28 protein-coding genes are annotated in these 22690 nt (G+C 63.8%); 22 read left to right on the forward strand and 6 right to left on the reverse strand.

The genetic code is table 11. The features are described from left to right. Positions 1-8: 8 nt before the first annotated feature. From M9955_16315 to M9955_16330, 4 genes are all read left to right on the forward strand, one after another. Positions 9-1349, forward strand: coding sequence for a D-Ala-D-Ala carboxypeptidase family metallohydrolase (locus M9955_16315; protein MCO5083208.1), 1341 nt, complete (start codon positions 9-11; stop codon positions 1347-1349). 619 nt (positions 1350-1968) lie between these two features. Then, complete coding sequence (locus M9955_16320; protein MCO5083209.1) at positions 1969-2178, forward strand: hypothetical protein; 210 nt, start codon at positions 1969-1971, stop codon at positions 2176-2178. Next, complete coding sequence (locus M9955_16325; GenBank protein MCO5083210.1) at positions 2175-2636, forward strand: hypothetical protein; 462 nt, start codon at positions 2175-2177, stop codon at positions 2634-2636. The genes M9955_16320 and M9955_16325 overlap by 4 nt, the downstream gene beginning before the upstream one ends. Continuing rightward, the gene (locus M9955_16330; protein ID MCO5083211.1) at positions 2623-2928 is read left to right on the forward strand and encodes a hypothetical protein; all 306 of its coding nucleotides are present in this window, start codon (positions 2623-2625) and stop codon (positions 2926-2928) included. The genes M9955_16325 and M9955_16330 overlap by 14 nt, the downstream gene beginning before the upstream one ends. Positions 2929-3029: 101 nt before the next feature. Here the strand turns inward: M9955_16330 and M9955_16335 are convergent, their stop codons facing one another. From M9955_16335 to M9955_16345, 3 genes are all read right to left on the reverse strand, one after another. Then, entirely contained in the window at positions 3030-3224 is a 195-nt protein-coding gene (locus tag M9955_16335; GenBank protein MCO5083212.1) for a hypothetical protein, read from the reverse strand. Next, positions 3221-4000 carry a KilA-N domain-containing protein gene (locus M9955_16340; GenBank protein MCO5083213.1) on the reverse strand — a complete coding sequence of 260 codons (780 nt, stop codon included), beginning with the start codon at positions 3998-4000 and terminating at the stop codon, positions 3221-3223. Before M9955_16340 ends, M9955_16335 begins: the two co-directional genes overlap by 4 nt. A gap of 342 nt (positions 4001-4342) precedes the next feature. After that, on the reverse strand, positions 4343-5629 hold the full coding sequence (locus M9955_16345) for a cadherin-like domain-containing protein (GenBank protein MCO5083214.1): 1287 nt from the start codon (positions 5627-5629) through the stop codon (positions 4343-4345). Between the two features lie 413 nt (positions 5630-6042). Here M9955_16345 and M9955_16350 point away from each other — a divergent pair, with 413 nt between their 5' ends. Next, positions 6043-6306, forward strand: coding sequence for a DUF982 domain-containing protein (locus M9955_16350; GenBank protein ID MCO5083215.1), 264 nt, complete (start codon positions 6043-6045; stop codon positions 6304-6306). A gap of 30 nt (positions 6307-6336) precedes the next feature. Here the strand turns inward: M9955_16350 and M9955_16355 are convergent, their stop codons facing one another. Next, on the reverse strand, positions 6337-6600 hold the full coding sequence (locus M9955_16355; protein ID MCO5083216.1) for a hypothetical protein: 264 nt from the start codon (positions 6598-6600) through the stop codon (positions 6337-6339). Between the two features lie 3 nt (positions 6601-6603). Further along, positions 6604-6888, reverse strand: coding sequence for a hypothetical protein (locus M9955_16360; GenBank protein ID MCO5083217.1), 285 nt, complete (start codon positions 6886-6888; stop codon positions 6604-6606). 315 nt (positions 6889-7203) lie between these two features. Between M9955_16360 and M9955_16365 the strand changes: the two genes are divergently transcribed. From M9955_16365 to M9955_16380, 4 genes are all read left to right on the forward strand, one after another. Beyond that, positions 7204-7662, forward strand: coding sequence for an RT0821/Lpp0805 family surface protein (locus M9955_16365; protein ID MCO5083218.1), 459 nt, complete (start codon positions 7204-7206; stop codon positions 7660-7662). A 207-nt stretch (positions 7663-7869) separates the two neighbouring features. Beyond that, positions 7870-8796: a J domain-containing protein gene (locus M9955_16370; GenBank protein MCO5083219.1), complete on the forward strand. Its 927-nt coding sequence runs from the start codon at positions 7870-7872 to the stop codon at positions 8794-8796. A 119-nt stretch (positions 8797-8915) separates the two neighbouring features. Beyond that, the gene (gene fabI, locus M9955_16375; protein MCO5083220.1) at positions 8916-9734 is read left to right on the forward strand and encodes an enoyl-ACP reductase FabI; all 819 of its coding nucleotides are present in this window, start codon (positions 8916-8918) and stop codon (positions 9732-9734) included. Between the two features lie 53 nt (positions 9735-9787). Beyond that, the gene (locus tag M9955_16380; GenBank protein ID MCO5083221.1) at positions 9788-10375 is read left to right on the forward strand and encodes a histidine phosphatase family protein; all 588 of its coding nucleotides are present in this window, start codon (positions 9788-9790) and stop codon (positions 10373-10375) included. A 23-nt stretch (positions 10376-10398) separates the two neighbouring features. Here M9955_16380 and M9955_16385 read toward each other — a convergent pair whose 3' ends face one another. Further along, a complete protein-coding gene (locus M9955_16385) occupies positions 10399-10656 on the reverse strand; it encodes a DUF1344 domain-containing protein (GenBank protein MCO5083222.1) in 258 nt (85 codons plus the stop codon). A 211-nt stretch (positions 10657-10867) separates the two neighbouring features. On the opposite strand from M9955_16385, the gene aroC reads away from it, so the two are divergent. The 13 genes from aroC (at position 10868) to M9955_16450 (ending at position 22689) form a co-directional block, all read left to right on the forward strand. Beyond that, on the forward strand, positions 10868-11962 hold the full coding sequence (gene aroC, locus M9955_16390; GenBank protein ID MCO5083223.1) for a chorismate synthase: 1095 nt from the start codon (positions 10868-10870) through the stop codon (positions 11960-11962). A 121-nt stretch (positions 11963-12083) separates the two neighbouring features. Next, complete coding sequence (gene ribB, locus M9955_16395; protein MCO5083224.1) at positions 12084-13178, forward strand: 3,4-dihydroxy-2-butanone-4-phosphate synthase; 1095 nt, start codon at positions 12084-12086, stop codon at positions 13176-13178. Between the two features lie 98 nt (positions 13179-13276). Further along, positions 13277-14257, forward strand: a complete 981-nt coding sequence (locus M9955_16400; GenBank protein MCO5083225.1) for a hypothetical protein — start codon at positions 13277-13279, stop codon at positions 14255-14257. A 91-nt stretch (positions 14258-14348) separates the two neighbouring features. Then, positions 14349-15275 (forward strand): histone deacetylase family protein, encoded by a 927-nt coding sequence (locus M9955_16405; GenBank protein MCO5083226.1) that lies wholly within the window; start codon positions 14349-14351, stop codon positions 15273-15275. Between the two features lie 3 nt (positions 15276-15278). Next, a complete protein-coding gene (locus M9955_16410) occupies positions 15279-15530 on the forward strand; it encodes an exodeoxyribonuclease VII small subunit (GenBank protein ID MCO5083227.1) in 252 nt (83 codons plus the stop codon). A gap of 86 nt (positions 15531-15616) precedes the next feature. Continuing rightward, on the forward strand, positions 15617-15862 hold the full coding sequence (locus tag M9955_16415) for a type II toxin-antitoxin system prevent-host-death family antitoxin (GenBank protein ID MCO5083228.1): 246 nt from the start codon (positions 15617-15619) through the stop codon (positions 15860-15862). Then, the gene (locus M9955_16420) at positions 15859-16251 is read left to right on the forward strand and encodes a type II toxin-antitoxin system VapC family toxin (protein ID MCO5083229.1); all 393 of its coding nucleotides are present in this window, start codon (positions 15859-15861) and stop codon (positions 16249-16251) included. The genes M9955_16415 and M9955_16420 overlap by 4 nt, the downstream gene beginning before the upstream one ends. Before the next feature lie 16 nt (positions 16252-16267). Further along, positions 16268-17188 carry a pirin family protein gene (locus tag M9955_16425; protein ID MCO5083230.1) on the forward strand — a complete coding sequence of 307 codons (921 nt, stop codon included), beginning with the start codon at positions 16268-16270 and terminating at the stop codon, positions 17186-17188. A 145-nt stretch (positions 17189-17333) separates the two neighbouring features. Next, positions 17334-19247: a 1-deoxy-D-xylulose-5-phosphate synthase gene (dxs, locus tag M9955_16430; protein MCO5083231.1), complete on the forward strand. Its 1914-nt coding sequence runs from the start codon at positions 17334-17336 to the stop codon at positions 19245-19247. Between the two features lie 218 nt (positions 19248-19465). Further along, complete coding sequence (locus tag M9955_16435) at positions 19466-19762, forward strand: hypothetical protein (protein ID MCO5083232.1); 297 nt, start codon at positions 19466-19468, stop codon at positions 19760-19762. A 184-nt stretch (positions 19763-19946) separates the two neighbouring features. Then, a complete protein-coding gene (locus tag M9955_16440) occupies positions 19947-20708 on the forward strand; it encodes a TlyA family RNA methyltransferase (protein MCO5083233.1) in 762 nt (253 codons plus the stop codon). Then, entirely contained in the window at positions 20705-21946 is a 1242-nt protein-coding gene (locus M9955_16445) for a class I SAM-dependent RNA methyltransferase (GenBank protein MCO5083234.1), read from the forward strand. Before M9955_16440 ends, M9955_16445 begins: the two co-directional genes overlap by 4 nt. A 95-nt stretch (positions 21947-22041) precedes the next feature. Further along, entirely contained in the window at positions 22042-22689 is a 648-nt protein-coding gene (locus tag M9955_16450; GenBank protein MCO5083235.1) for a glutathione S-transferase family protein, read from the forward strand. Position 22690: the final 1 nt, after the last annotated feature.

A 22690-nucleotide genomic window follows, 5' to 3' on the forward strand; every position in this document is an offset into this window, starting at 1 on the left:
CGCGGATTATGGCATCAAAGGCCCAATCGTTCGTTGATGTCGTACTTGGTGAAGCCGTTCACGGCTCGCCGGTGCAGCGTTACGAAGACATGAAGGCGATAGCCTCCGCAGTCGTCAACCGCGCCAATGCGCTTGGCGTGTCCGTCAAAGACGTGATTTCTGCGAAGGGCCAATTCGATGCTTTCGGCAAGAGCCTGCCGCCCGGTGCTGAGGCGTTCCGTGCCCTTGCGGAAAAGGCAATTGCCGATGTGGTGCAATTTGGCCCGACGCACGCCGGGATGTTCTACGCCACCCCGTCTGCGACAAAGAACCTCCCTTCCGGCCTACAGCCCGTCACGCAGACGGCAGGCCACATCTTCTTCGATGACCCGAAGAACCGAGCCATCGCGACGAGCCAAGGGTACATCACCCCGGAAAAGAGTAAGGGCCTGGGATTGGCCGCCCTCGCTCCGAACGGTCTCATTGATACCGTCACAGCCCCTGTGAACGCCGCGAAAGATTTTGCGCAGGGCCTCTATTCTCGTTTCTCTCCCGTCGAGAGCATGAATGTCTCTCCGATGCCGTCGAACATGGCGGCCGGTCTGCAATTCGCGCACGCAAATCAATCAAACATCGCGCCCGGCTTGGAAGATGCCCTCATGGGCGTGTCCGCCGAACTTGGGCAGCCGCTTGGCATCACGTCTGGCTATCGCTCTCCGGCCTACAATGCGGGCGTCGGCGGCGCAAAAAGCAGCTACCATACAAAAGGTCTCGCCGCTGACATCGACATGACTGGCATGACGCCAGCCCAGCGGCAGGACCTCGTCACCGAGTTGACGCAGCGCGGCGTTGGCGGCCTCATAGCCTATTCCAGGTCACCGAACATGATGCATGTGGACATGCGCCCGCGCGATCCCTCGGCGTCGCCCCACTTCATGTTCGACAAGACTGCGGCCCGAATGCCGAATGCGCCGGGCTGGTTCAAGGAGATGGCAGAGTACGGCGGCATAAAAACGCCGGATGTTGGCCCGGTTCCGCCGTCTCGAACAGATCCCGCGCCAAGCCCGGCCAGACCGGACAATATGGCGTTCTCTGGCCCAAAGGGGCAGTTTAGCGTCTCGACGCCTTCCCCCGCCCGCCCGGACAACTTCTCCGCTCCGGGCCAACTGGTCGGGCAGAAGGCCGGCAGTCTCGGCAACCTCGGTGGCATGACGGCCTACGCTGCAACGCCATCGGTTGATCCTTATGCAGACATGGAATCGCGCCGGGCCAACGCCTTTTCGGCAATGCCGGCCACGCCTACAGCATCCATCAACCCGACGTCGATCGCTCAGACGCCGACCATTCCCGCCCGTCAGAGCGTCCCTTGATGTAGCCGGCGCCATAGAGCGCAGCGGCGACGATAAGCAGCGTCACGGCCAGATATGGGCCGGGGATGAGGCGGAGGAGCGCGGTCATCAGAACAGCCATCCGAGAACGAACCCGGCCCCGAATATCGCCATGGCGGCGGCAACCGCGATCAGGATGACGGGAACGAGGAGGATTACGACTGCACCGGCCGCGAATTGAGGATCGTTGACCATCACAGCACCTCCTGCACGGCCTTGCGCCATTGGAAGCAACGCCAGTGGTTGCGCGGCCGGCGTAGACGTCTGCTGCAGTCGCCATGGGCGGTTGAGACGGGCGCACGGAGGCGGAGGACACGGGCGCTCTCGGTGCGACATTGACCGTTGGCGGAACAGGCGCAACCCGCGTCGCAACCGGCGTCACCATTGGAGCGACAGTCGGGGTGAACTTCACGGGAGAAACGACGGTCGGAGCCACCGAGGGCGCAACGCTTGTCGGCGCAACCGCAGATGCCGAAATGGCAGTTGGGCTGATGGATGCGACGGAAGGGGCCGAAAACCGTGCTGGCGCGTCTGAAGGACGACAGGATCACCGTCTTTCAGGACGGCGTTCGCATCGACAACGAAGTGTTGGGAGCAGATGATGAAGAACTTTGCCGTCTTCTCGGCTCTTGCGGCTAGCCTCCTGCTGGCGGGCTGCCAGACGAAGGCGCTGACATCGCCATGCGATGTTCTGGTGCCGATCAACCCCCTGCCGGCGACGAACACTTATCTCGTCCAGCACGACAGGCCCACTGCGCAGCAGATTGCAAAGCATCGCGGCCGCTACCAGCAATACCGGTGCGGCACATGATCATCGCCCACATCCGCACCAGCTTCGCAGAGGCGTTCTTTCCCCGCCTCTCCGAATGGACGCCGGCCGGCACCATCGCCTTTCTGGGGTGGATACTGACTGTCAATCCGGACCTGATGTTTTCGACCAGCTCGGCGGCCTATGACCTGATGCTGTCCATCGCATCACAGCCGCACTGGTCCCTAATCCTGATGACCCTTGGCGCAGCTCGCCTTGCCGTTCTTCTCATCAACGGTGCATGGCGGCGAAGTCCATGGGCGCGGGCCTTGATGGCGTTCGTCTCCTGCTTCCTCTGGACGCAGATCATGCTTTCCTTCCTGCCCGTCTTCGGCCTCGCATTCGGCATGTCCGTCGGCTTCCTCGTGACCGACGTGATCAACGTGTTCCGGGCTATGCGCGACGCCCGGACTGTAGACGATGCCTATGCCGCGAGGTCGCGCGCCCATGTCCCCGACTGACACGCCCGATGTGTGGGCAAATCTCGGTATCCTCCTCGCAGCAGCCGTCGCGGCTCTGGCGGGCTATTTCGGACCAAGGGTATTCGGAAAGACGCCCGCCCCGAAGACCGATCCGGTCCTCACCGGCATAGGACTGGCGCTCGGCGACAAGGAGCAGTCGGAGCGCATGGTCGAATGTCTCGACCGCATCGCCAGGGCGCTGGAGGCCATAGCCGACAAGCGTCAGACCGAGATGCAGGACACCATGGAGGAGATACTGGAGCGGCTGTCTGAGAAGGAAAAGCGCCGCTGACCCAATCCAGCCCATTCCGGGCGGATGCGCCACCTGTCGCGATACAGGGCTTACCACCACTTCAATTGCCGCGCGGTCCGGAAGGGTCGCGCGGCTTTTTGCTACTTGGGGAACGCGCCGACGCCCCGTAGTGCATACTCAACCTTCTCCTTAAGTTCGCCTTGAGGCGCATCGGGGAAGATCGCGTGAAGCCGTTCCACTTCGGCATCGATATTGACTTGTTTCGGCGGGGCCTGCGCGGCGCGGGCGGCAATGTCTTTGAGCTCAGCTCGAAGCTGCTTGTTGGCATCAATCATGCGGTCTTCCTTCCGATCGTAGGTGTTGCCTTTCGCTCGTTTTCAATGGCGCCGCGGATGGCCTCACCCGCTCGCTTCGTGGCGTCCTGGCATTCCAAGAATCCAGTGACCTGTCGGTGTTCGATCTGCTCCGTCGCCAAAGCCTCGGATGCCATCGTGTAGGCCAACTCTCGGAGAGACATGTTGTCCCGGATATTGGCCCTGTCGGGCAGGCCACGCGCAATGCGTATCTGTTTGGCTGTGCCGCCCAACAAGGCCTTGTAGGTCTCGTTGGTGCACAGGGCATATTCTACCGGCAACTTCACGCCATGTGCGTCGAGCGCGGCGGTGTATTCCTTACGCACACCCTTGCCAATCTGCCGGTGGAGGTCGCGGTCGCTGCTCGCGGGCTTGCGCGAGAGGATTTCAGGAATGAGAGTCTCGTCGCCGCGCTGGTAGCGAAGAAACACATCACGGATTTCGATCCCCAGCGCTGGCGAGAGAAATTCCGCGAATGACAAGGCGAGATTTTCGTGCGCCCACGTCCCGCCTGATTGACCGGTCTTTGTGTAAAGTACTGATCTATATTCGCTTTTCGTCCAATTGCCGGATTTTCCGGTAATTCGAGCGAGCATAACTGCTATCGACTTAAGCGTGTTGGGAAGAGCGGACCAATCCGATGGTCGCTGCTTTGTAGTGAACCCGGCCGCCTTGTGGATATCGTTGAGACAGACCAGTCCGTGTTCGTCGACCCGTATGCGGGTTTTCTTGAAAAGCATCACTTTCATTTCCGGCATAAGACATAAACCTTTCGATATGTCGTTATGCGGCGAGCGACGGATTGCCTCTTGACATGCAGACTATTTTTACCACATGTCCCTCGACGTGATCACGACACCCACCGCGAGGTGGATCTGGCCCGGCGGTGCTACAACACCGACCGGGCTTCCTTCGTTTCACCGACAATTTCAGTAAAACTGTCTGGAGATAGTAGTCCCACTACGATTCCGCAAGGGCAACTGTCACGTTGCTGCGGATTCGGTGGACCTATCCCCTAAACCAGGTATCTATGCTCGCCCGCCTCGGTTCATGCCGGGGCGGGCGTTTTGCTTTGTGGGAACAGCGTTGGCTCGCGCTGCCTACGCCACGTCGGGAACCATGCCCACGGTGATCGTGACGGTAGCGACGTTGCTAGCAAGGCCGTGACTGTCAAAGACTCGATACCCAAAAGTATCGGTTCCCACGAAGCCCGCGTTCGGCGTGTATGTTATTTCGCCAGTGTAGACAAAAAGCATTACAGAGCCATGTGCGGGGCCAGTGTAAAGCATGGCATAGAGACCATCGCCTTCACTGTCGGAATCATTGGCGAGAATCCCGGGGCTAGAAACGATCAGAGCAACGCCTTCGGGTGTTGTATAATTGTCGTCACCGGCGACTGGCGCGTCATTCGCGCCGTTGATAGTGATCGTCAAGGCTGCGGAATCCACGCCGCCGCGACCATCGTTGATATTGCATGTGAAACTGTCGGTGAGGGATTCCCCTGCATCCAGCGCATTGACTGACGGATTGGAGTTGTCGAGCGTGTAGGTGTAGGTCCCGTCGGCATGGATGGCGACGACTCCATAGTTGAGAGTGAATGTTCCGCCATTGGTGACGCTCAAGGTGTCGCCGTCGACGTCGCTATCGTTCGCAAGAACGTTGCCAGAGATCGTATTCGGGGTTGCGTCCTCCGTAATGGAATTGGTGTCGGAGACGGCCACTGGCGCGTCATTCACCGGATCGACGGTATAGCCCAGGCTCGTGCTGAGTGAACCATTGTGACCGTCAACGACAGTGTAGGAAAGTGTCGCCGGGCCGTTGTAATTGGCAGTTGGCGTGACAGTGAAGGTGCCGTTGCCGTTGTCGACGACCGCGCCTTGGTTGCTGGTGAGGCCAGCCACAGAAAGTGTATCGCCGTCCGGGTCGGAGAAGCCTAGCAGCAGATCGGCGGCGGAAACGATGTAGGCCGCATCCTCGGTCGCATGCGCCAGCGTCGTCGTGGCACTGCCGACCGGAGCACTGTTGTCCCGTGTGATGATGCCGGTGCGCAGATCGACGGTCGCATCATCAAAACGCAGGAACTCGACGCCGTACAGCCGGTCGGTGCCGTCCGTGCCGGTGACAGATAAGGACGGCCCAAGCAGGCCGAAGAAATTCAGCAGGCCGTTGCCGTTGCTGCTCCAAGTATAGCCCTGATAGGAGCCGGCAAGCTCGACAGTATCAGTTCCAGCGCCACCGAAGATGGTGTCGTTGCCTTTGCCGCCATCGATGATGTCATCGCCGCCGCCGGCGAAGATGAGGTCATTGCCGGCGCCTGCGAGAATATGTTCAGCTGAAGAAAACCCGAAAAGAAAGTCGGCGCGAGCCGATCCGTTGATCATGCGCATCCCAAGCCCTCCCGATTTCAGGGGACTAAACGCCTAATCTGGTGTGCGCGCAACGGTTTTCCCGGTTGGCCTCGCGTAACGAGGCCCAGCATACCGGCATGCTTGTCGACGAGCGCCTTGGCCGTCCGGATTGCGCGATCTTCGCTCATCGGCTCGGCTTCTGCAGTTTGTGCTGAGGCGGCAGGATTTTGACATGGTCACCGCGAACCCCGTGAATGCCATTCCACCCTGCATTACCTGGTGACCGACATCGATCTCGACCCCTCCTGCCGACGCTGGTATTCAGACTTCGATTACACGACCATGCACGGAAGTCGTCGGCATCTTGATCAATTCGCTCATGCAGGGTTTTTCGGACTCCACATCCGCGAATCGAATCCTAGACTCGACTCGTCTTGTATGGAGTGCGCGTCATGGCCGTAGGCGGCGGATGGTGGGATAAGCCAGTGCGTATAGAGCGGCCTGATACAGGAAGGCCGTTCAACGTCAGCAACAACAACCGGGCCGCCGAACTGCTGCTCAACGAGTGGCCGACCGAACCGGGACCGAAGCATCTGGCGGCACGCAAGGCCGTGCTGAAGGCGATGGAGCGGGCGATGGATGCCAAGCGACAGGCTGCGGCCCGAAAGGCGTTTCACGAAGCAGCGAAGGAAGCCGGGATTGCGATGGGCGATTAGTGGCTCGTCAACAGAGGCCGGGCGCGTCGCTCATTCGTACATCTCCAATATCTGTTCGGCCGTCAGGGGCGACGGTATCCAAGCGACCAACTCGAATTCCTCATCTGTGTCGTACCGCGCCCAATAGGGCTCGCTGCCCTCTTCAAGATCAGCGCCTGTGCGCCAGCGGATGAGATCGCACCGACCATACGCATCGCGGCCGACGATCGCCGCGCCGTCCCTCGGAGCAGTGAATGCCGGATGGACAACCGGGGAGGCCCGGAAAAGCTCGGCATAGTCTGGTCGGCTCATCATGCATCAATCCCGTCCAAGCCTGCCCACCAGAACCTTGTTGCCGGAGCGGTTGCCGCATCGACACACCAGCTTGCCTCCGATGTTGTGCAGATAATGATTGCCGATGCGCGCGGCGACCTTCTTCTGGTCCAGCCATGCTGTATGGCCGCACTTGCCGCACCTTGCCCCAAGAACCTCCCACTCGCGGAGGGTGTTGAGCGTGTCCATGACGCTGGAGTTGGGTACGAAAACCTCATGGCGCGCGGGCTTTATGGGCGCTACGAGATCGATGCCGCGCGGGTGTCTCACTGCGGCCTCCCGCCGGGCAAAGCTTCGCCGTCCGTCGCCAATGCAGGCTCGGCCATGCTGTTTCTCCTGTTCAGATGGCCTCAAGCATGCCGTGCCGGCTTGACGCGGTCAAGGGATTTGTTCCCATTCCGTTCTAACGTAAGGGAGGCGATCCGGAAGGGCAGGTTTCCAGAAACCTTGGAACACCGCGAGAACCTGTCGCGGAAACCGGTTGCGTAAGCCTTTGAAATTATGAATTCTGTCAGTCACCGGTTGTTAAGGAAGAGTCGCTCATATCTTACGCTCGCAAGCTTCTTTGGCCGGGGAGATTGCCCATTGCTGCGTAACACGCAAGCGTCCGGCGCGATTGCGCCAGGCGCGCCATGGACGAGCGCCATGAAGCGGCTGGCGGTTTTGTGCTGCCTGATGCCGCTGGGTGCGTGCGCGTCGGGTCTCGACATGTCGAAGGTCGGGGTGGACGACACGCTGAAGACAAACGCGATCGGCTCGCAATCCGTGCCGGACCAGACTCGCGTGGCCGATTCCGTCACCATCCGCAACGCAGTTTCCGCCGCCGACATCGAGGCGCTGAGCGGCACGCCGCTGGCCTGGGCGAACCCCGGCACGGGGTCGCGCGGCACGATCACCGGCGTTTCGGAGACGAAGGCCGCCGGCATGCTCTGCCGCAATTTCACCGCCACCCGCGAGGCCTATGACGGCGTGGCGCTCTACAGGGGCGAGACCTGCCTCGGCGATCAGGGCGCATGGCACATGCGGAAGTTCGGGCCGTTGTGAGGCGCGATCTCGGTTCCGCGCTCCTTTGAGGAGAGGTGGCCCCCACGGGTCCGGCCTTCGGCCGGCCCGAGAACAGGCTCCGGGCCGCAGAGGGGTTGGATAGACGCCGTGCAAAGCGTCTAAACCTCTCCCGCCGATCTGGAATTTCTTCCTACGACACCGCATATAGAGACCGACGAGAATCTACCCCTTTCGACAGGTATTTGAATGCGCGATCCCTACGAAGTGCTGGGTGTTGCGAAGTCGGCGAGCGCCAAGGACATCAAGTCGGCGTACCGCAAGCTCGCGAAGAAGTTCCACCCGGATCAGAATCCCAACGACCCGACGGCCAAGGACCGCTTTGCCGCCGTCAACCAGGCCTATGAGATCGTCGGCGACGAAAAGCAGCGCGCCGCCTTCGATCGCGGCGAGATCGGAGCCGACGGCAAGCCCCGTTTCCAGGGCTTTGAAGGCGCGGCTGGCGGCGATCCTTTCGGCGGTTTCCGGCGCCAGCAGGGGCCGGGCGGCGCGCATTTCGAGTTTCGCACCGGCGGCCGTCCCTCCGGCGATCCGTTCGACGGTACGACCGACATCTTCAGCCAGATCTTCGGGGACGCCTTTGCCGAGGCGCAGGGCGCGCCGCGTGGCCGTACGCGCGTCGTGCGCGGCGACGACCTGCAGGCGACCCTCGACGTGACGCTGGAGGAGGCCGCGACCGCGGCCAAGGTCACGGCGATGATGCCCGACAGCCGCAAGATCGCGGTGAAGCTGCCCGCCTATGTCGAGGACGGCCAGACGATCCGCCTCAAGGGGCAGGGCGAGCAGATCGCCAATGGCGAGCCCGGCGACGCGCTGGTCAGGATTCGCATCCGCAAGCATCCCCGCTACCGGATCGAAGGCCGCGACCTGCATGTCGACGTGCCGGTTCCGCTGAAGGACGCGGTGCTGGGCGCGAAGGTGGCGGTCGAGACGCCCGCCGGGAAACTCGCGGTTAACGTGCCGGCATGGTCCAGTTCCGACAAGGTGCTGCGCCTGAAGGGCAGGGGGCTGCCGGAGAAGGCCGGCGGCCACGCGGACCTCTATGCCCATGTGCGCGTCATGCTGCCGGAAGGCGGCGATGCCGAGCTCGAAGCGCTAATGAAGAAGCGGAACTGACCGGCCGTCGGACGCCTCCGTCGCTAAATCGATTGTTGAGCCGTTTGCCTGACAGCTTGAAACCCGGCTGTTGACTATGCGATAGGGCGGACCGAGCAAAACAGGCGGAGAAGAGCGACATGGCGGGTGGAAACGGCCTGATGGCCGGCAAGCGCGGCATCATACTGGGCGTCGCGAACAACCGCTCCATCGCGTGGGGCATCGCCAAGGCCTGCGCCGATCAGGGCGCCGAGCTCGCCTTCACCTATCAGGGCGACGCGCTGAAGAAGCGCGTCGAGCCTCTGGCCGAGGAGATCGGCGCCTTCGTCGCCGGCCACTGCGACGTCACCGACGGCGCCACCATCGACGCGGTATTCGCCGAGATCGAGAAGAAGTGGGGCAGGCTGGATTTCCTCGTCCACGCCATCGGCTTTTCCGACAAGGACGAGCTGACCGGCCGCTATGTCGACACCAGCCACGACAACTTCCTCAAGACGATGGACATTTCGGTCTACTCCTTCACGGCGGTCGCGCAGCGCGCCGAAAAGCTGATGACCGAGGGCGGCTCGCTGCTCACCATGACCTATTACGGCGCCGAGAAGGTGATGCCGAACTACAACGTCATGGGCGTCGCCAAGGCGGCGCTGGAGGCGAGCGTCAAATATCTGGCCGTCGACCTCGGCCCGAAGAACATCCGCGTCAACGCCATTTCGGCGGGCCCGATCAAGACGCTTGCCGCCTCCGGCATCGGCGATTTCCGCTACATCCTCAAATGGAACGAATACAACGCCCCGCTGCGGCGCACGGTCTCCATCGAGGAAGTCGGCGATTCGGCGCTCTATTTCCTGTCGCATCTGTCGCGCGGCACGACCGGCGAGGTCCATCACGTCGATTCCGGCTACCATGTGGTCGGCATGAAGGCCGTTGACGCGCCGGACATTTCGGTGGTCAAGGACTGACGTTCCCCACCATGTGCCGTTGACGGCGAGGAGCCTGCAAAATGTCCCCGCCAATATCACCACTTGTCTATTTCGTCCGTCATGGCGAGACCGACTGGAACGCCGAGGGCCGTCTTCAGGGACAGGCCGATACCGACATCAGCGACCTCGGGCGGCAGCAGGCGACGCGCAACGGCGAACTCCTGCGCGATCTGATCGCAGAGCCGGAAACCTTCGATTTCGTTGCAAGCCCGCTGCGACGTACGCGCGAGACGATGGAGCGCATCCGCCGCGCCATGGGCCTCGATCCCTTGGCGTACCGCACCGACGATCGCCTGAAAGAGCTGCATTTCGGCGACTGGCAGGGCTTCACCTATGCCGAGCTCGAGCAAAGCGATCCGGGCTCGGGCGTCCGCCGCTCAAGGGACAAGTGGAATTTCGTGCCCCCCGGCGCGCATGCCGAGAGCTACCAGATACTTCTGGAGCGGGTGCGGCCGTTTGTGGAGGGCATTCGCTCGCCAAGCGTCTGCGTCACGCATGGCGGCATCATCCGCGTTCTGTTCCGGCTGATCGAGGGCGTGCCGGAACGGGCGTGCGCCCGACTCTCGGTGCCGCAGGACAAGGTTCTCAAATTCGAGAATGGCAGCCTGACCTGGCTTTAGGCAGGCCGCGCGGCGGGTGCAGCCTACTGCGCCGCTTCCGAAACGTTCATGTCGGTGATGAGGCGCTCGCCACCCACTTCGTCATAGGCCAGCAGGATGTCCATGCCCTCCTTGAGCGAATCGACGTCGAACTCGCCGGGCAGCTTGTACTTCTTGCCGTCATCCAGCGTGATCGTGGAATTGTCCTTGTCGATCGACTTGATCAGCCCCTCGGTTTCGGCGGCGAATGCAGCGCTCGAAAAAAGCAGGGCGGCGGCGATGACGCCGAATACGGTACGCATGTGAGAACCTCTTGAGTGGGGTCTTGGGCGGGCTCGCTGCCTGAGCGTGGCTGACTAACACGCTGAATGTGTCAAAACTAAAACGCCTTGGATAGGGGCGGTTGCGTCAATGCCCGCTCTTCACAGGGCCTGATCGCCGCTCCTGCGTTTGACCCGCGGAAAAAACGCCCATAGAAGGCGCGAGGCGGCCATCCGGCCGAGGGACTTTTCCATGTCGCACAACACGTTCGGTCATCTGTTTCGCGTGACCACATGGGGCGAGAGCCATGGCCCGGCGCTGGGCTGCGTGGTCGACGGCTGCCCGCCCGGCATCCGCTTCACGCGCGCCGGGATCCAGGCCGAACTTGACAGGCGCCGACCCGGCCAGTCGCGCTTCGTCACCCAGCGTCGCGAGCCCGACGAGGTGGAAATCCTCTCCGGCGTGCTGGAGGAGGAAGGCGAAACGCTGGTCACCACCGGTACGCCGGTCTCCATGATGATCCGCAATGTCGACCAGCGCTCGAAGGATTATGGCGAGATCGCGCGGCAATACCGGCCGGGGCATGCTGACTACGCCTATGACGTGAAATACGGCATCCGCGATTATCGCGGCGGCGGCCGCTCCTCGGCCCGCGAGACTGCGGCGCGCGTGGCGGCCGGCGCGCTGGCGCGCAAGGTCGTGCCGGGACTGGTCGTGCGCGGCGCGCTGGTCTCGATGGGCGAGAAATCTATCGACCGGTCGAACTGGGACTGGGATTTCATCGGCGACGCCGAAAACCCCTTCTTCACGCCGGACCGCGCTTCCGTGCCGATCTTCGCCGATTATCTCGACGGCGTCCGCAAGAACGGCTCGTCCGTCGGCGCGGTGATCGAGATCGTTGCCGAGGGCGTACCGGCGGGCCTCGGCGCGCCGATCTACGCGAAGCTCGACCAGGACATCGCATCCGGCCTGATGTCGATCAACGCCGTGAAGGGCGTCGAGATCGGCAACGGCTTCCAGGCGGCGCGCATCACCGGCGAGGAAAACGCCGACGAGATGCGCATGGGCAATGACGGCAAGCCGATCTTCCTGTCGAACCATGCCGGCGGCATTCTGGGCGGCATCTCGACCGGCCAGCCCGTGGTCGCGCGTTTCGCGGTGAAGCCGACCTCGTCCATCCTCACCCCGCGCCAGTCCATCGATCGCGACGGCAACAATGTCGAGGTGCGCACCAGGGGCCGTCACGACCCTTGCGTCGGCATCCGCGCCGTGCCGATCGGCGAGGCCATGGTTGCCTGCGCCATTGCCGATCATTATCTGCGGCATCGGGGACAAACCGGCCGGTGATCGGTGAACTGTGGGCAGTGAACAGATTAGAGTGTTTGATATGATGAAAGTATGCGCGCCGGGTTTTTGTGGAATGCCGGATTTGACCGTTCACCGTTCACTGTTCACGGCTCACTGAACCATGCCTTACGATCAGAAGCATGTCGTCGAAGCCATCCGCGCTTTCGAGCGCGGCGAGATTGTCGTCGTCACCGACGATGACGGCCGGGAGAACGAGGGGGACCTGATCGTCGCCGCCGTGCACTGCACGCCCGAGAAGATGGCCTTCATCGTGCGCCATACTTCCGGCATCGTCTGCACGCCGATGACGCGCGAGGACGCCAAGCGTCTGAACCTCGGGCCGATGGTGTCGGACAATGATTCCGCTCATACGACCGCCTTCACGGTCAGCGTCGATTTCAAGCACGGCACCACCACCGGCATCTCGGCCGAGGACCGGACGCTCACCGTCCGCAACCTCGCCAACGGCAATGCCGGCGCTTCCGATTTCGCCCGCCCCGGCCACATCTTCCCGCTGATCGCCCGCGAGGGCGGCGTGCTCATGCGCTCCGGCCACACCGAGGCCGCCGTCGACCTCTGCAAGCTCGCGAGTCTGCCGCCGGTCGGCGTCATCTGCGAGCTGGTCAACGACGACGGCACGGTGACGCGCGGGCCGCAGGTCGCCGCCTTTGCGGAAAAGCACGGGCTGAAGCAGGTGTCCGTCGCCGACCTGATCGCCTATCGCCAACGGCAGGAAACGCTGGTCGAGCGCGTCGATACGTTCGAGATCGACACGCCGGGCGGCAAGGCAAAGGCCTTCACCTACACGCTGCCATGGGACACCATGCAGCATCTCGCCATCGTCTTCGGCGACATTCGTGATGGACAGGACGTGCCCGTCCGCCTGCATCCCGAAGACGTGGTGGCGGATGTGTTCGGCACGTCGGAGCGTCTGCGCGAGGTGATGCGGCGTATGGGGGAGGCCAGGCGCGGCGTCATCGTCTATCTGCGCGAGGGCTCCGTCGGCGTCGGCAGCCGCGGACGCAACCGTCCGGCCCATGGCGAGGAGCACGTGGAGGCGCGCAACCGCGAGAGCGAATGGCGCGTTATCGGCCTCGGGGCGCAGATCCTGAAGGATCTCGGCATCAGTTCGATCAACCTTATCGCCTCGCGCGAACGCCACTATGTCGGCCTCGAAGGCTTCGGCATCCGCATCGCGAAAACGGAGATCCAGTAGCGCCTGTCCGGCGACCGACACTACCGGCCCTCCGCCGCCGGTGATTGACAAGGCCGACCGATGCGGTCAGCTTCGCCGGGACAGCGAGGGGCGCCGCGATGTGGGATTTCGAGATCGGCCGCACCGTCGGCATAGTGGTGCGGACTTGGCCTTACGTGCTGCTCCGCCTCATAATCTATTCCGCCATCACGCTGGCCTACATCATCGTCAGCGGAACCGGCGCCGGCATTGGCTGGGGCGCCGGGCATGTCTTCGATGACGCCGGTGGGCCGGTCGGCCTTGCTTTCTGGGGCGGCATAGTCGGCTTCAGCCTTGTCTCGATCGTGCTCTACTGGGTCCGCGAATACATGCTCTATCTCGTCAAGGCGGGGCACATCGCGGTGATGGTCCATCTGATCGAGGGGCGCGACATTCCGGGCGGGCAGGGGCAGCTTGCCTACGGACGCGGCATCGTGACGGAGCGTTTCGCCGAGGCCAACGTCCTTTTCGCGCTCGACCAGCTCATCAAAGGAGTGCTTGCCGCCATCACCGGCCTGCTCGGCGGCATCGCCGCCTTCATCCCCATTCCGGGGCTCGACGGGTTGATCCGGATCGTCAACGCCGTCATCCGCATGTCGGTGACCTATGTCGACGAGATCATTCTCGGCTACAACATTCGTGTCGGCAGCACCACGCCGTTCGAGACCGGGCGCCGGGGCCTCGTGCTCTACGCACAGAACGGCACGACCATGGTGAAGAACGCCGCCTGGCTCACGGCCCTGATCTGGGTGGTAGGCGGCGCGATGTTCCTGATGTTCCTCGTTCCGGCGGGCTGGATCGTCTACACCATGCCCGGCCAGCCGGCGGGCTGGGTTTTCGTCTTCGCCATCGTGCTTGCCTGGGGTTTCGTCTCCGCCTTCATCGAGCCCTTCGCCATCGCCGCCCTGATGCAGGTCTATTTCCGTACCATAGAGGGGCAGGTGCCCGATGCCGAATGGGACAGCCGGCTCGAAAGCGCCTCGCGGAAATTCCGCGACCTGAAGGACCGGGCGCAGGAAGAATTGCGCGGCGCTTTCGGCAGGCCGTCGACGGCGAACTGAAGGGGATTTCTCCATCCGCGGGCTGTTGATCTCGGGGCTTTCGCACCTGCGAACATAGCCAAGCGGCCATGATCCGCCTATATGCGGGGCCATGGTCACCAGACTCTATCATCATCCCATCTTCCTCGAGCACATCACGCCGCCGGGACATCCGGAGCGGCCGGACCGGCTGAAGGCGATCGAGCGGGTGCTGGACGACGAAGCCTTTGTCGCGCTCGACCGCAAGCTGGCGCCGACCGGCGACGAGGCGGCCGTCCTGCTCGCCCATCCGCAGGAGTTTCTGGAGCGGGTGCGCGCCACCATTCCCGAGACGGGCATCGCCCGCATCGACTCCGACACGACGGCCAGCCCGAAAAGCTGGGACGCCGCGCTGCATGCCATCGGCGCAGCCAACGCCGCCGTGGACGACGTCTTTTCGGGCGCAGCCGACAATGTGTTCGTCGCCGCGCGTCCGCCGGGTCACCACGCGGAAAAGGCGACAGCCATGGGCTTCTGCCTCTTCAACACGGCGGCGATCGCCGCCCGCCATGCCCAGCGCCGGCACGGCGCGGAGCGCGTCGCCATCGTCGACTGGGACGTGCATCACGGCAACGGCACGCAGGATATTTTCTGGGACGATCCCACGGTGCTCTACTGCTCGACGCACCAGATGCCGCTCTATCCGGGCACGGGCGCCACGAGCGAGACGGGCGCCGGCAATATCGTCAACGCGCCGCTCGCGCCCGATACCGGCAGCGATCTCTTCCGCGACGCCTTCCTCTCGCGCGTGCTGCCGCGCATCGACGCCTTCCGGCCGGACCTGATCATCATCTCGGCCGGCTTCGACGCGCACCATCGCGACCCGCTGGCCTCGATCAACCTCACCGAGGACGATTTCGACTGGGCCACGGGCCAGTTGATGGAATGCGCCGGCCGTCTTTCCGGAAACCGTCTGGTCAGCCTGCTCGAAGGCGGCTACGACCTGCAGGGACTTTCGTTTTCCGTCGCGGCCCATGTCGGCCGCCTGATGAGGGGGTGAGCCATGAGCGAAGCGGCGAACGACGACATCAAGGCGATGAGCTTCGAGAAGGCGCTCGACGCGCTGGAGAAGATCGTCGACGATCTGGAGCGCGGCGACGTGCCGCTCGACCAGTCCATCCGCATCTACGAGCGCGGCGAGGCGCTGAAGGCGCATTGCGACCGCCTGTTGAAGGCCGCCGAGGACAAGGTTGAAAAGATTCGCCTTTCCCGCGACGGTAAGCCGGTCGGCACGGAGCCGCTCGACGGCGCTTGAGGCTGGGCCGCCTCTGCCAAAGGATTGAAACGAGCGCCCTATCTGCCTATACTTAGCTAGATCTAGCTAAGGAATTTCCAATGGGTATGGTGAACATGCTCGAAGCCAAGACCACGCTGTCCAAGCTAGTCGAGGCGGTGGAGAGCGGAGCCGAAGAGGAAATCATTATCGCGCGCAACGGCAAGCCGGCGGCGCGGCTGGTGCCGATTGCCGAGCCGAAGAAGAAGCGCCAGTTGGGGCTGCTCGCAGGTAAATATCCGCCTATGGATTTTGAGGCCTTTCAGGCCATGGATGCCGAGATAGAAGCCATGTTTCTCGGCGAGGAAGAGTGAGACTCCTCCTCGATACCCATATCGCGATTTGGACGCTGACCGAGCCGAAGCGCATTCCTGAGCTTCTAATGGAAATGATAAGCGATGCGGAGAACATCGTTGCCGTATCGGTCGTCGCCATATGGGAAATTGCAATAAAGCATCGATTGAGGCGTCCCGACAGTCCGCCGTTTTCCGGATATGAGGCGATCGGGCATTTCGAAACTGCCGGCTTCAATCTTCTCAGTGTCACGCCTGCCCACGCCGCCTTCGTCGAGCGGCTGCCAATGCTGCATGGTGATCCGTTTGATCGGCTGATGCTGGCTCAGGCGATACTCGAGAACATGCAGTTCGTGACTTATGATCGCCACCTCTCGCGCTATGATGTCGGCATACTGACATGGCCCTGATGAGGAGCGTCCATCCATGAGCTTCTTTCCGGCACGCGATCCCGAACCCGGCGACGCCTTCTCCTGCGATGCGCTGGAACTCATGGTGATCGCCAACGCCAAGGACATTGAGGGCTTTCCCGTTCGCCGCGCCCTGCCGACGGCCAAGCGCCGGCTGGTTGGGCCGTTCATCTTCTTCGACCGCATGGGGCCGGCGATCCTGCGCGCCGATCAGGCCCTCGACGTGCGCCCGCACCCGCATATCGGGCTCGCCACCGTCACCTATCTTTTCGACGGCAGGATCCGGCACCGCGATTCGCTCGGCACCGAGATGGTGATCGAGCCCGGCGACGTGAACCTGATGACGGCCGGGCGGGGGATCGTCCATTCCGAGCGTTCGCCGGAGGAATTGCGCGGCCACCCGCTCTCTATCTCCGGCCTGCAGACATGGATCGCCCTGCCGGACGCCAGGGAGGAAATGGCACCCGCTTTTGAGCACACGATGCGGCGCGACCTGCCGGAATTTGCCGACGGCGGCGCCAGCGGCCGCGTCGTCATGGGCGGCTTCCAGGGTCTCGCCTCACCCGTGACGGGCTATTCCGACACGCTCTACGCGGACATCCGGCTCGAAGCGGGCGCCAGCATCGACATTCCGGCCGATGCCGAGGAACGCGCCATCTACGTTCTCGAAGGCAACGTCGTCATTGCCGGCGACCGCTTTCCCTCCGACCGGCTGCTCGTCTTCCGCCCCGGCGACCAGATCGTGGTGTCGTCGGAGCATGGCGCGCATTTCATGCTGTTCGGCGGCGCCTCGCTCGGTTCGAAACGCTATATCTGGTGGAACTTCGTGTCTTCCTCCAGGGAGCGCATCGAGCAGGCCAAGGAAGAATGGAAGACCGGCAAGTTCGACATCGTGCCGGGCGACGAGGAAGAATTCGTGCCCCTGCCTGCGGGCTGAGGCGTTCACAAGATATCCTCGCTGAGAGAAATTTGCTGGCTATTTGCGCGCGATAGCCCCGAGCGCGTCACTGCTGCACATTTACATTCAGGAACATGCCCTCTATTTCGGATTCAGTTTCTCAACACGGACCATCAGCCGGATCGTGAGTTCCACCGTCGAAACACCGCTGCTCGACCGGGTACGCATCCCGGCGGACCTGCGTGCGCTCAAGGAAAGCGAGCTGCCGCAGCTCGCCGCCGAACTGCGCGCCGAGATGATCGACGCGGTGTCGCAGACCGGCGGCCACCTCGGCGCCGGCCTCGGCGTCATCGAGCTGACCGTGGCGCTGCATTACGTCTTCGATACGCCGGCCGACCGGCTGATCTGGGACGTCGGCCATCAGGCCTATCCGCACAAGATCCTCACCGGCCGCCGCGACCGCATCCGCACGCTCAGGCAGGAGGGCGGGCTTTCCGGCTTCACCAGGCGCGCCGAGAGCGAATACGATCCGTTCGGCGCGGCGCATTCCTCGACCTCGATCTCGGCCGGCCTCGGCATGGCCGTGGCGCGAGACCTCAAGGGCGGCGCCAACAACGTCATCGCGGTGATCGGCGACGGCGCCATGTCGGCGGGCATGGCCTATGAGGCGATGAACAATGCCGGCGCGCTGGACGCCCGGATGATCGTCATCCTCAACGACAACGACATGTCGATCGCGCCGCCGACCGGGGCGATGAGCGCCTATCTCGCGCGGCTGGCTTCCGGCCCCGCCTATCTCGGCCTGCGCGACATCGGCAAGAAGCTGACCTCCTATTTCGGCAAGCGGGCCGAGCGCGCCGTCTCCCGCGCCGTGGAGCATGCGCGCGGCTACGTCACCGGCGGCACCCTGTTCGAGGAGCTCGGCTTTTACCACATCGGCCCGATCGACGGTCACAATCTGGAGCACCTGATCCCGGTGCTGCGCAATGTGCGCGACCATGGCGACGGCCCGGTGCTGATCCACGTCGTCACCAAGAAGGGCAAGGGCTACGCGCCGGCCGAGGAGGCCAGCGACAAGTATCACGGCGTCAACAAGTTCGACGTCATCACCGGGGCGCAGGCCAAGGCGCCCGCCAATGCTCCGGCCTACACGAAAGTCTTCGCCGAAAGCCTGATCCAGGAGGCGCGCGGGGACGACAGGATCGTCGCCATAACGGCCGCCATGCCGTCCGGCACTGGTCTCGACCTGTTCGGCGAGGCATTCCCGTCCCGCATCTTCGATGTCGGCATCGCCGAGCAGCATGCCGTCACCTTTGCGGCCGGCCTCGCGACGGAGGGCCTAAGGCCCTTCTGCGCCATCTATTCGACTTTCCTGCAGCGCGCCTATGATCAGGTGGTCCACGACGTGGCCATCCAGAAACTGCCGGTGCGTTTTCCGATCGACCGCGCCGGCTTCGTCGGGGCCGATGGTCCGACCCATTGCGGCGCCTTCGACACGGCCTATCTCGCTTCGCTGCCGGGCTTCGTCGTCATGGCGGCTGCCGACGAGGCGGAACTGCGCCACATGGTGCGCACGGCGGCCGCCTACGATGCCGGTCCGATCGCCTTCCGCTATCCGCGTGGCAACGGCGTCGGCGTCGAGATGCCGGAACGCGGCCAGCTTCTGGAAATCGGCAAGGGCCGTGTGGTGCGCGAAGGCGCCAAGATCGCGCTTGTCTCGTTCGGCACGCGTCTCGCCGATTCGCTCCTCGCCGCCGAGGAACTGGGTGCGGCCGGTCTTTCCACCACTGTCGTCGATGCGCGTTTCGCCAAACCGCTGGACGAGGATCTGATCCGCCGCGTCGCCCGCTCGCACGAGGTGCTGATAACGGTCGAGGAGGGCTCGGTCGGCGGCTTCGGCAGCCAGGTGCTGCATTTCCTCGCCCGCGAGGGCCTGCTGGATCATGGGCTGAAAGTGCGGTCGCTGGTGCTGCCGGATGAGTTCACCGACCACGCCAAGCCGGAAAAGATGTATGCCGATGCGGGGCTGGACGCCGCCGGCATCGTGAAGACTGTGTTCGTGGCGCTGGGACAGGAAGTCAGGGCTGCCCGCGCCTGAGCGGCGACGACAGGTGGCGGTTGATACGAGTTTCGCCCTAATTGCGAATTTCCCATCTCCGTTCCAGCATCGCCAGACACCACCTGAATCACCTTCCCCGCTCTCGCCGATAACCACCTGTTTACGCTGCTCTTTCGTCCTTCGCTTACCGTTTCCCTTGGGCGTTTCTTAGCCTGCCTGCGCTAGAACCGCGCCACGGCAGGGAGACAACGACAACCATGAAGACCACGCTCGTTTGCGCGGCGGCGCTCGCCATGCTGACGGCTTCCGCGCAGGCGGAAGCCCGTTACGACCGCAAGCTCGAGGACGCCGTAAAGGCGCGGATCGCCGAGACGATCGGCGATATCCGGGGCAGCTTCGACTATGGCGCCGATGCGGAGTTCGTGCAGCCGGACCCTTTGACCACCGGCTCCGTTCCGGCGGTGCGACCGGAACGGAGAATTGATCGTGATGGGATTCGGCAGGGCCGCCTGACGCTCGCCGTGGACCGCAAGTTCGCGCGCCACGTCTTCTGACAAAACTTGCCTTCCCCGGCGGCTTTCGCCAATGAGTGTCTGAATCAAGAAACGCCAGGCCGAGGCGAAAATGATGATTTTGAGAACCGGAGCGGAGCGTACGTCTGGTACGTGAGCGCCGGAAGCGCAGAAATCGCCATTTGCAGACCGGCGTGGCGACTTCTGGATCAGACACTGAGAGCCGATGACCGCCTCCGGGAACGCCAGCCAGCGCCAGCGCCTTGACGAACTGCTCGTCAGCCGGGGCGATTTCGCCACCCGCTCGCGGGCGCGCGATGCCATTGAGCGCGGCACCGTCACGGTCGACGGGCGCGTCGCCGCCAAGCCGGGCCAGCCGGTCGCGCAAGACGCGGCGATCGTCATAGACGATCCGGCACAGCGCTACGTCTCCCGCGCCGCGCTAAAACTGATCGCCGGGCTCGACCGTTTCGGCTTCGATCCGGCCGGTTGCGAGGCGCTCGATATCGGCGCCTCGACGGGCGGCTTCACACAGGTGCTGCTGGAGCGCGGCGCGGCGCATGTGACGGCTGTCGATGTCGGCCACGGCCAGCTTGCGTCGGAACTCGCCGCCGATCCGCGCGTCACCGCGCTGGAAGGGCTGAATGCCCGCGATCTTGGCCTTGCGCATCTTCGCGCCGCGCCCGACTTCCTCGTCTCCGACGTCAGCTTCATTTCCCTGAAACTGGCGCTGCCGCCGGCGCTCGCGCTTGCCGCGCCGGGAGCGAAGGGGGTCTTTCTGGTAAAGCCGCAATTCGAGGCGGGGCGGGAGGCCATCGGCAAGGGCGGACTGCTGCGCGACCCGAATGACGCGCCGCGTGTCGCGGAGGATCTGCGCTTGTGGCTCGACGCCGTTTCCGGCTGGCGCGCGATCGGCCTCACCCCGTCACCCATCGAGGGCGGCGACGGCAACCGCGAATTTTTGCTGGCGGGAGTGAAGGACCAATGAGTTCACGCTTCCGCATCCATGGCCTCGGCGCGCAGGGCGACGGCGTCGCGCATACCGAGAGCGGTCCGGTCTTCATCCCCTTCACCCTGCCCGGCGAGGAGGTGACGGCGGCCCGCCAGAAGGAGAGGGCCGAACTGATCTCCGTGCTGGAGCCTTCGCCGGAGCGCATCGCGCCTGCCTGCCGGCATTTCACCGTGTGCGGCGGCTGCTCGCTCCAGCATATGGAGCGCGATGCCTATCTCGCCTGGAAGCGCGGCAAGGTGGTCGATGCGCTGAAATCGCGCGGCATCGACGCGCCCGTCGCCGACATCGTGCCCTGCGCGCCGGCCTCGCGACGCCGCGCCGTCTTCTCCGCCCGCCGCACCGAGCGCGGCGCGGTGCTCGGCTACAACCGCGCCTTCTCGCACGAGATTGTCGACATCGAGGAATGCCCGATCCTCGTTCTCGAGATCGAGACGAAGCTGCCACTCGTCCGCGACGTCGCGGCACGGGTCGCGCGCACGCGCCTGCCCTTCCACCTGACGGTGACGCGCACCGAATCCGGCCTCGACATCGCCGCGAGCGACAGCGGGCCGTTGACGGCGGCCGACCGCAGCGCGCTTACCGATTTCATCGTGCGGTCCGGCATCGCGCGGCTGACGGTCGACGGCGAGATCATCGTCGAGCCCAAAAAGCCGCTGGTCGATTTCAGCGGCGCCACCGTCACGCCGCCGCCCGGCGGTTTTTTGCAAGCGGTGCCGTCGGCCGAGAATGCCATGGCTGAACTTGTGATTGGCCATATCGGCAAGGCGAGAAAGGTTCTGGATCTTTTCGCCGGCTCTGGCACCTTTGCGCTGCGGCTCGCGAAATCCGCCGAGGTGCATGCGGTCGAGGGCGACGCCGCATCGCTCGCCGCGCTCGACCGCGGTTTTCGCATGGGAACCGGCCTGCGCCGCGTCACCACGGAAAAGCGCGATCTCTTCCGCCGACCGGTGACCTTCAAGGAACTCAACGCCTTCGACGGCCTCGTCTTCGACCCGCCCCGCGCGGGTGCGGAGGACCAGTCGAAGCAGATCGCGCGGTCGGACATCCCGAAAATCGCCGCCGTCTCCTGCAACCCAGTCACCCTGGCGCGCGACCTCGCGATCCTGATCGCCGGTGGCTACGCGCTGAAAAGCGTCACGCCGGTCGACCAGTTCTTGTGGTCGCCTCATGTGGAAGCCGTGGCGCTCTTGGAAAAGCCGAAGCGGCGGCGGTGAGGAATTTCCGACCTGACTGAAAAACGGTGCCGCATTGTCGGCCCGCGCGCCGGTCGCTCGTCCTCGGTGCGATACGCAGGAACCGGAGGATTTCGATGACGCCCACCATCACCGCCTTTGAACGCTCGCCCGATCGCGGGCGGGGACTGGCGCGCGATATGCGCGTCCGTTGGGCGCTTGAGGAAGTCGGCCAGCCTTATGACGTCCGCCTTGTTTCGTTCGAGGCCATGAAGGAACCGGCGCACCGCGCGGTGCAGCCCTTCGGACAGATTCCCAGCTATGAGGAAGGCGATCTCGTTCTCTTCGAATCGGGAGCGATCGTTCTCCACATCGCGCAGCGCCATGGCGGCCTGCTGCCGGAGGATGCGAATGCCCGGTCGCGCGCCATCATGTGGATGTTTGCCGCGCTCGACACCGTCGAGCCGCCGATTTTCGAGCGCACGCTGGCCATGATCCTGGAACGCGACGAACCGTGGCACGAGCAGCGCCTGCGGGGGCTCGAAGGCAGTATCCGGAAACGGCTCGACGGCCTATCCGCCCGCCTCGGCGATGCCGACTGGCTCGACGGCGCGTTCAGCGCGGGCGATCTCATGATGGTGACGGTGCTGCGCCGGCTGCACGGGTCCGGCATTCTGGAGGAATACCCGAACCTTGCCGCCTATGTCGCCCGTGGCCAAGCACGCCCCGCCTTCAAGCGCGCCTTCGACGCCCAACTGGCGGTGTTCGAGGCGGCGAGTGAATAGC

The organism is Rhizobiaceae bacterium (genome assembly GCA_023953845.1).
In the GTDB taxonomy this organism is placed as follows: domain Bacteria; phylum Pseudomonadota; class Alphaproteobacteria; order Rhizobiales; family Rhizobiaceae; genus Arvimicrobium.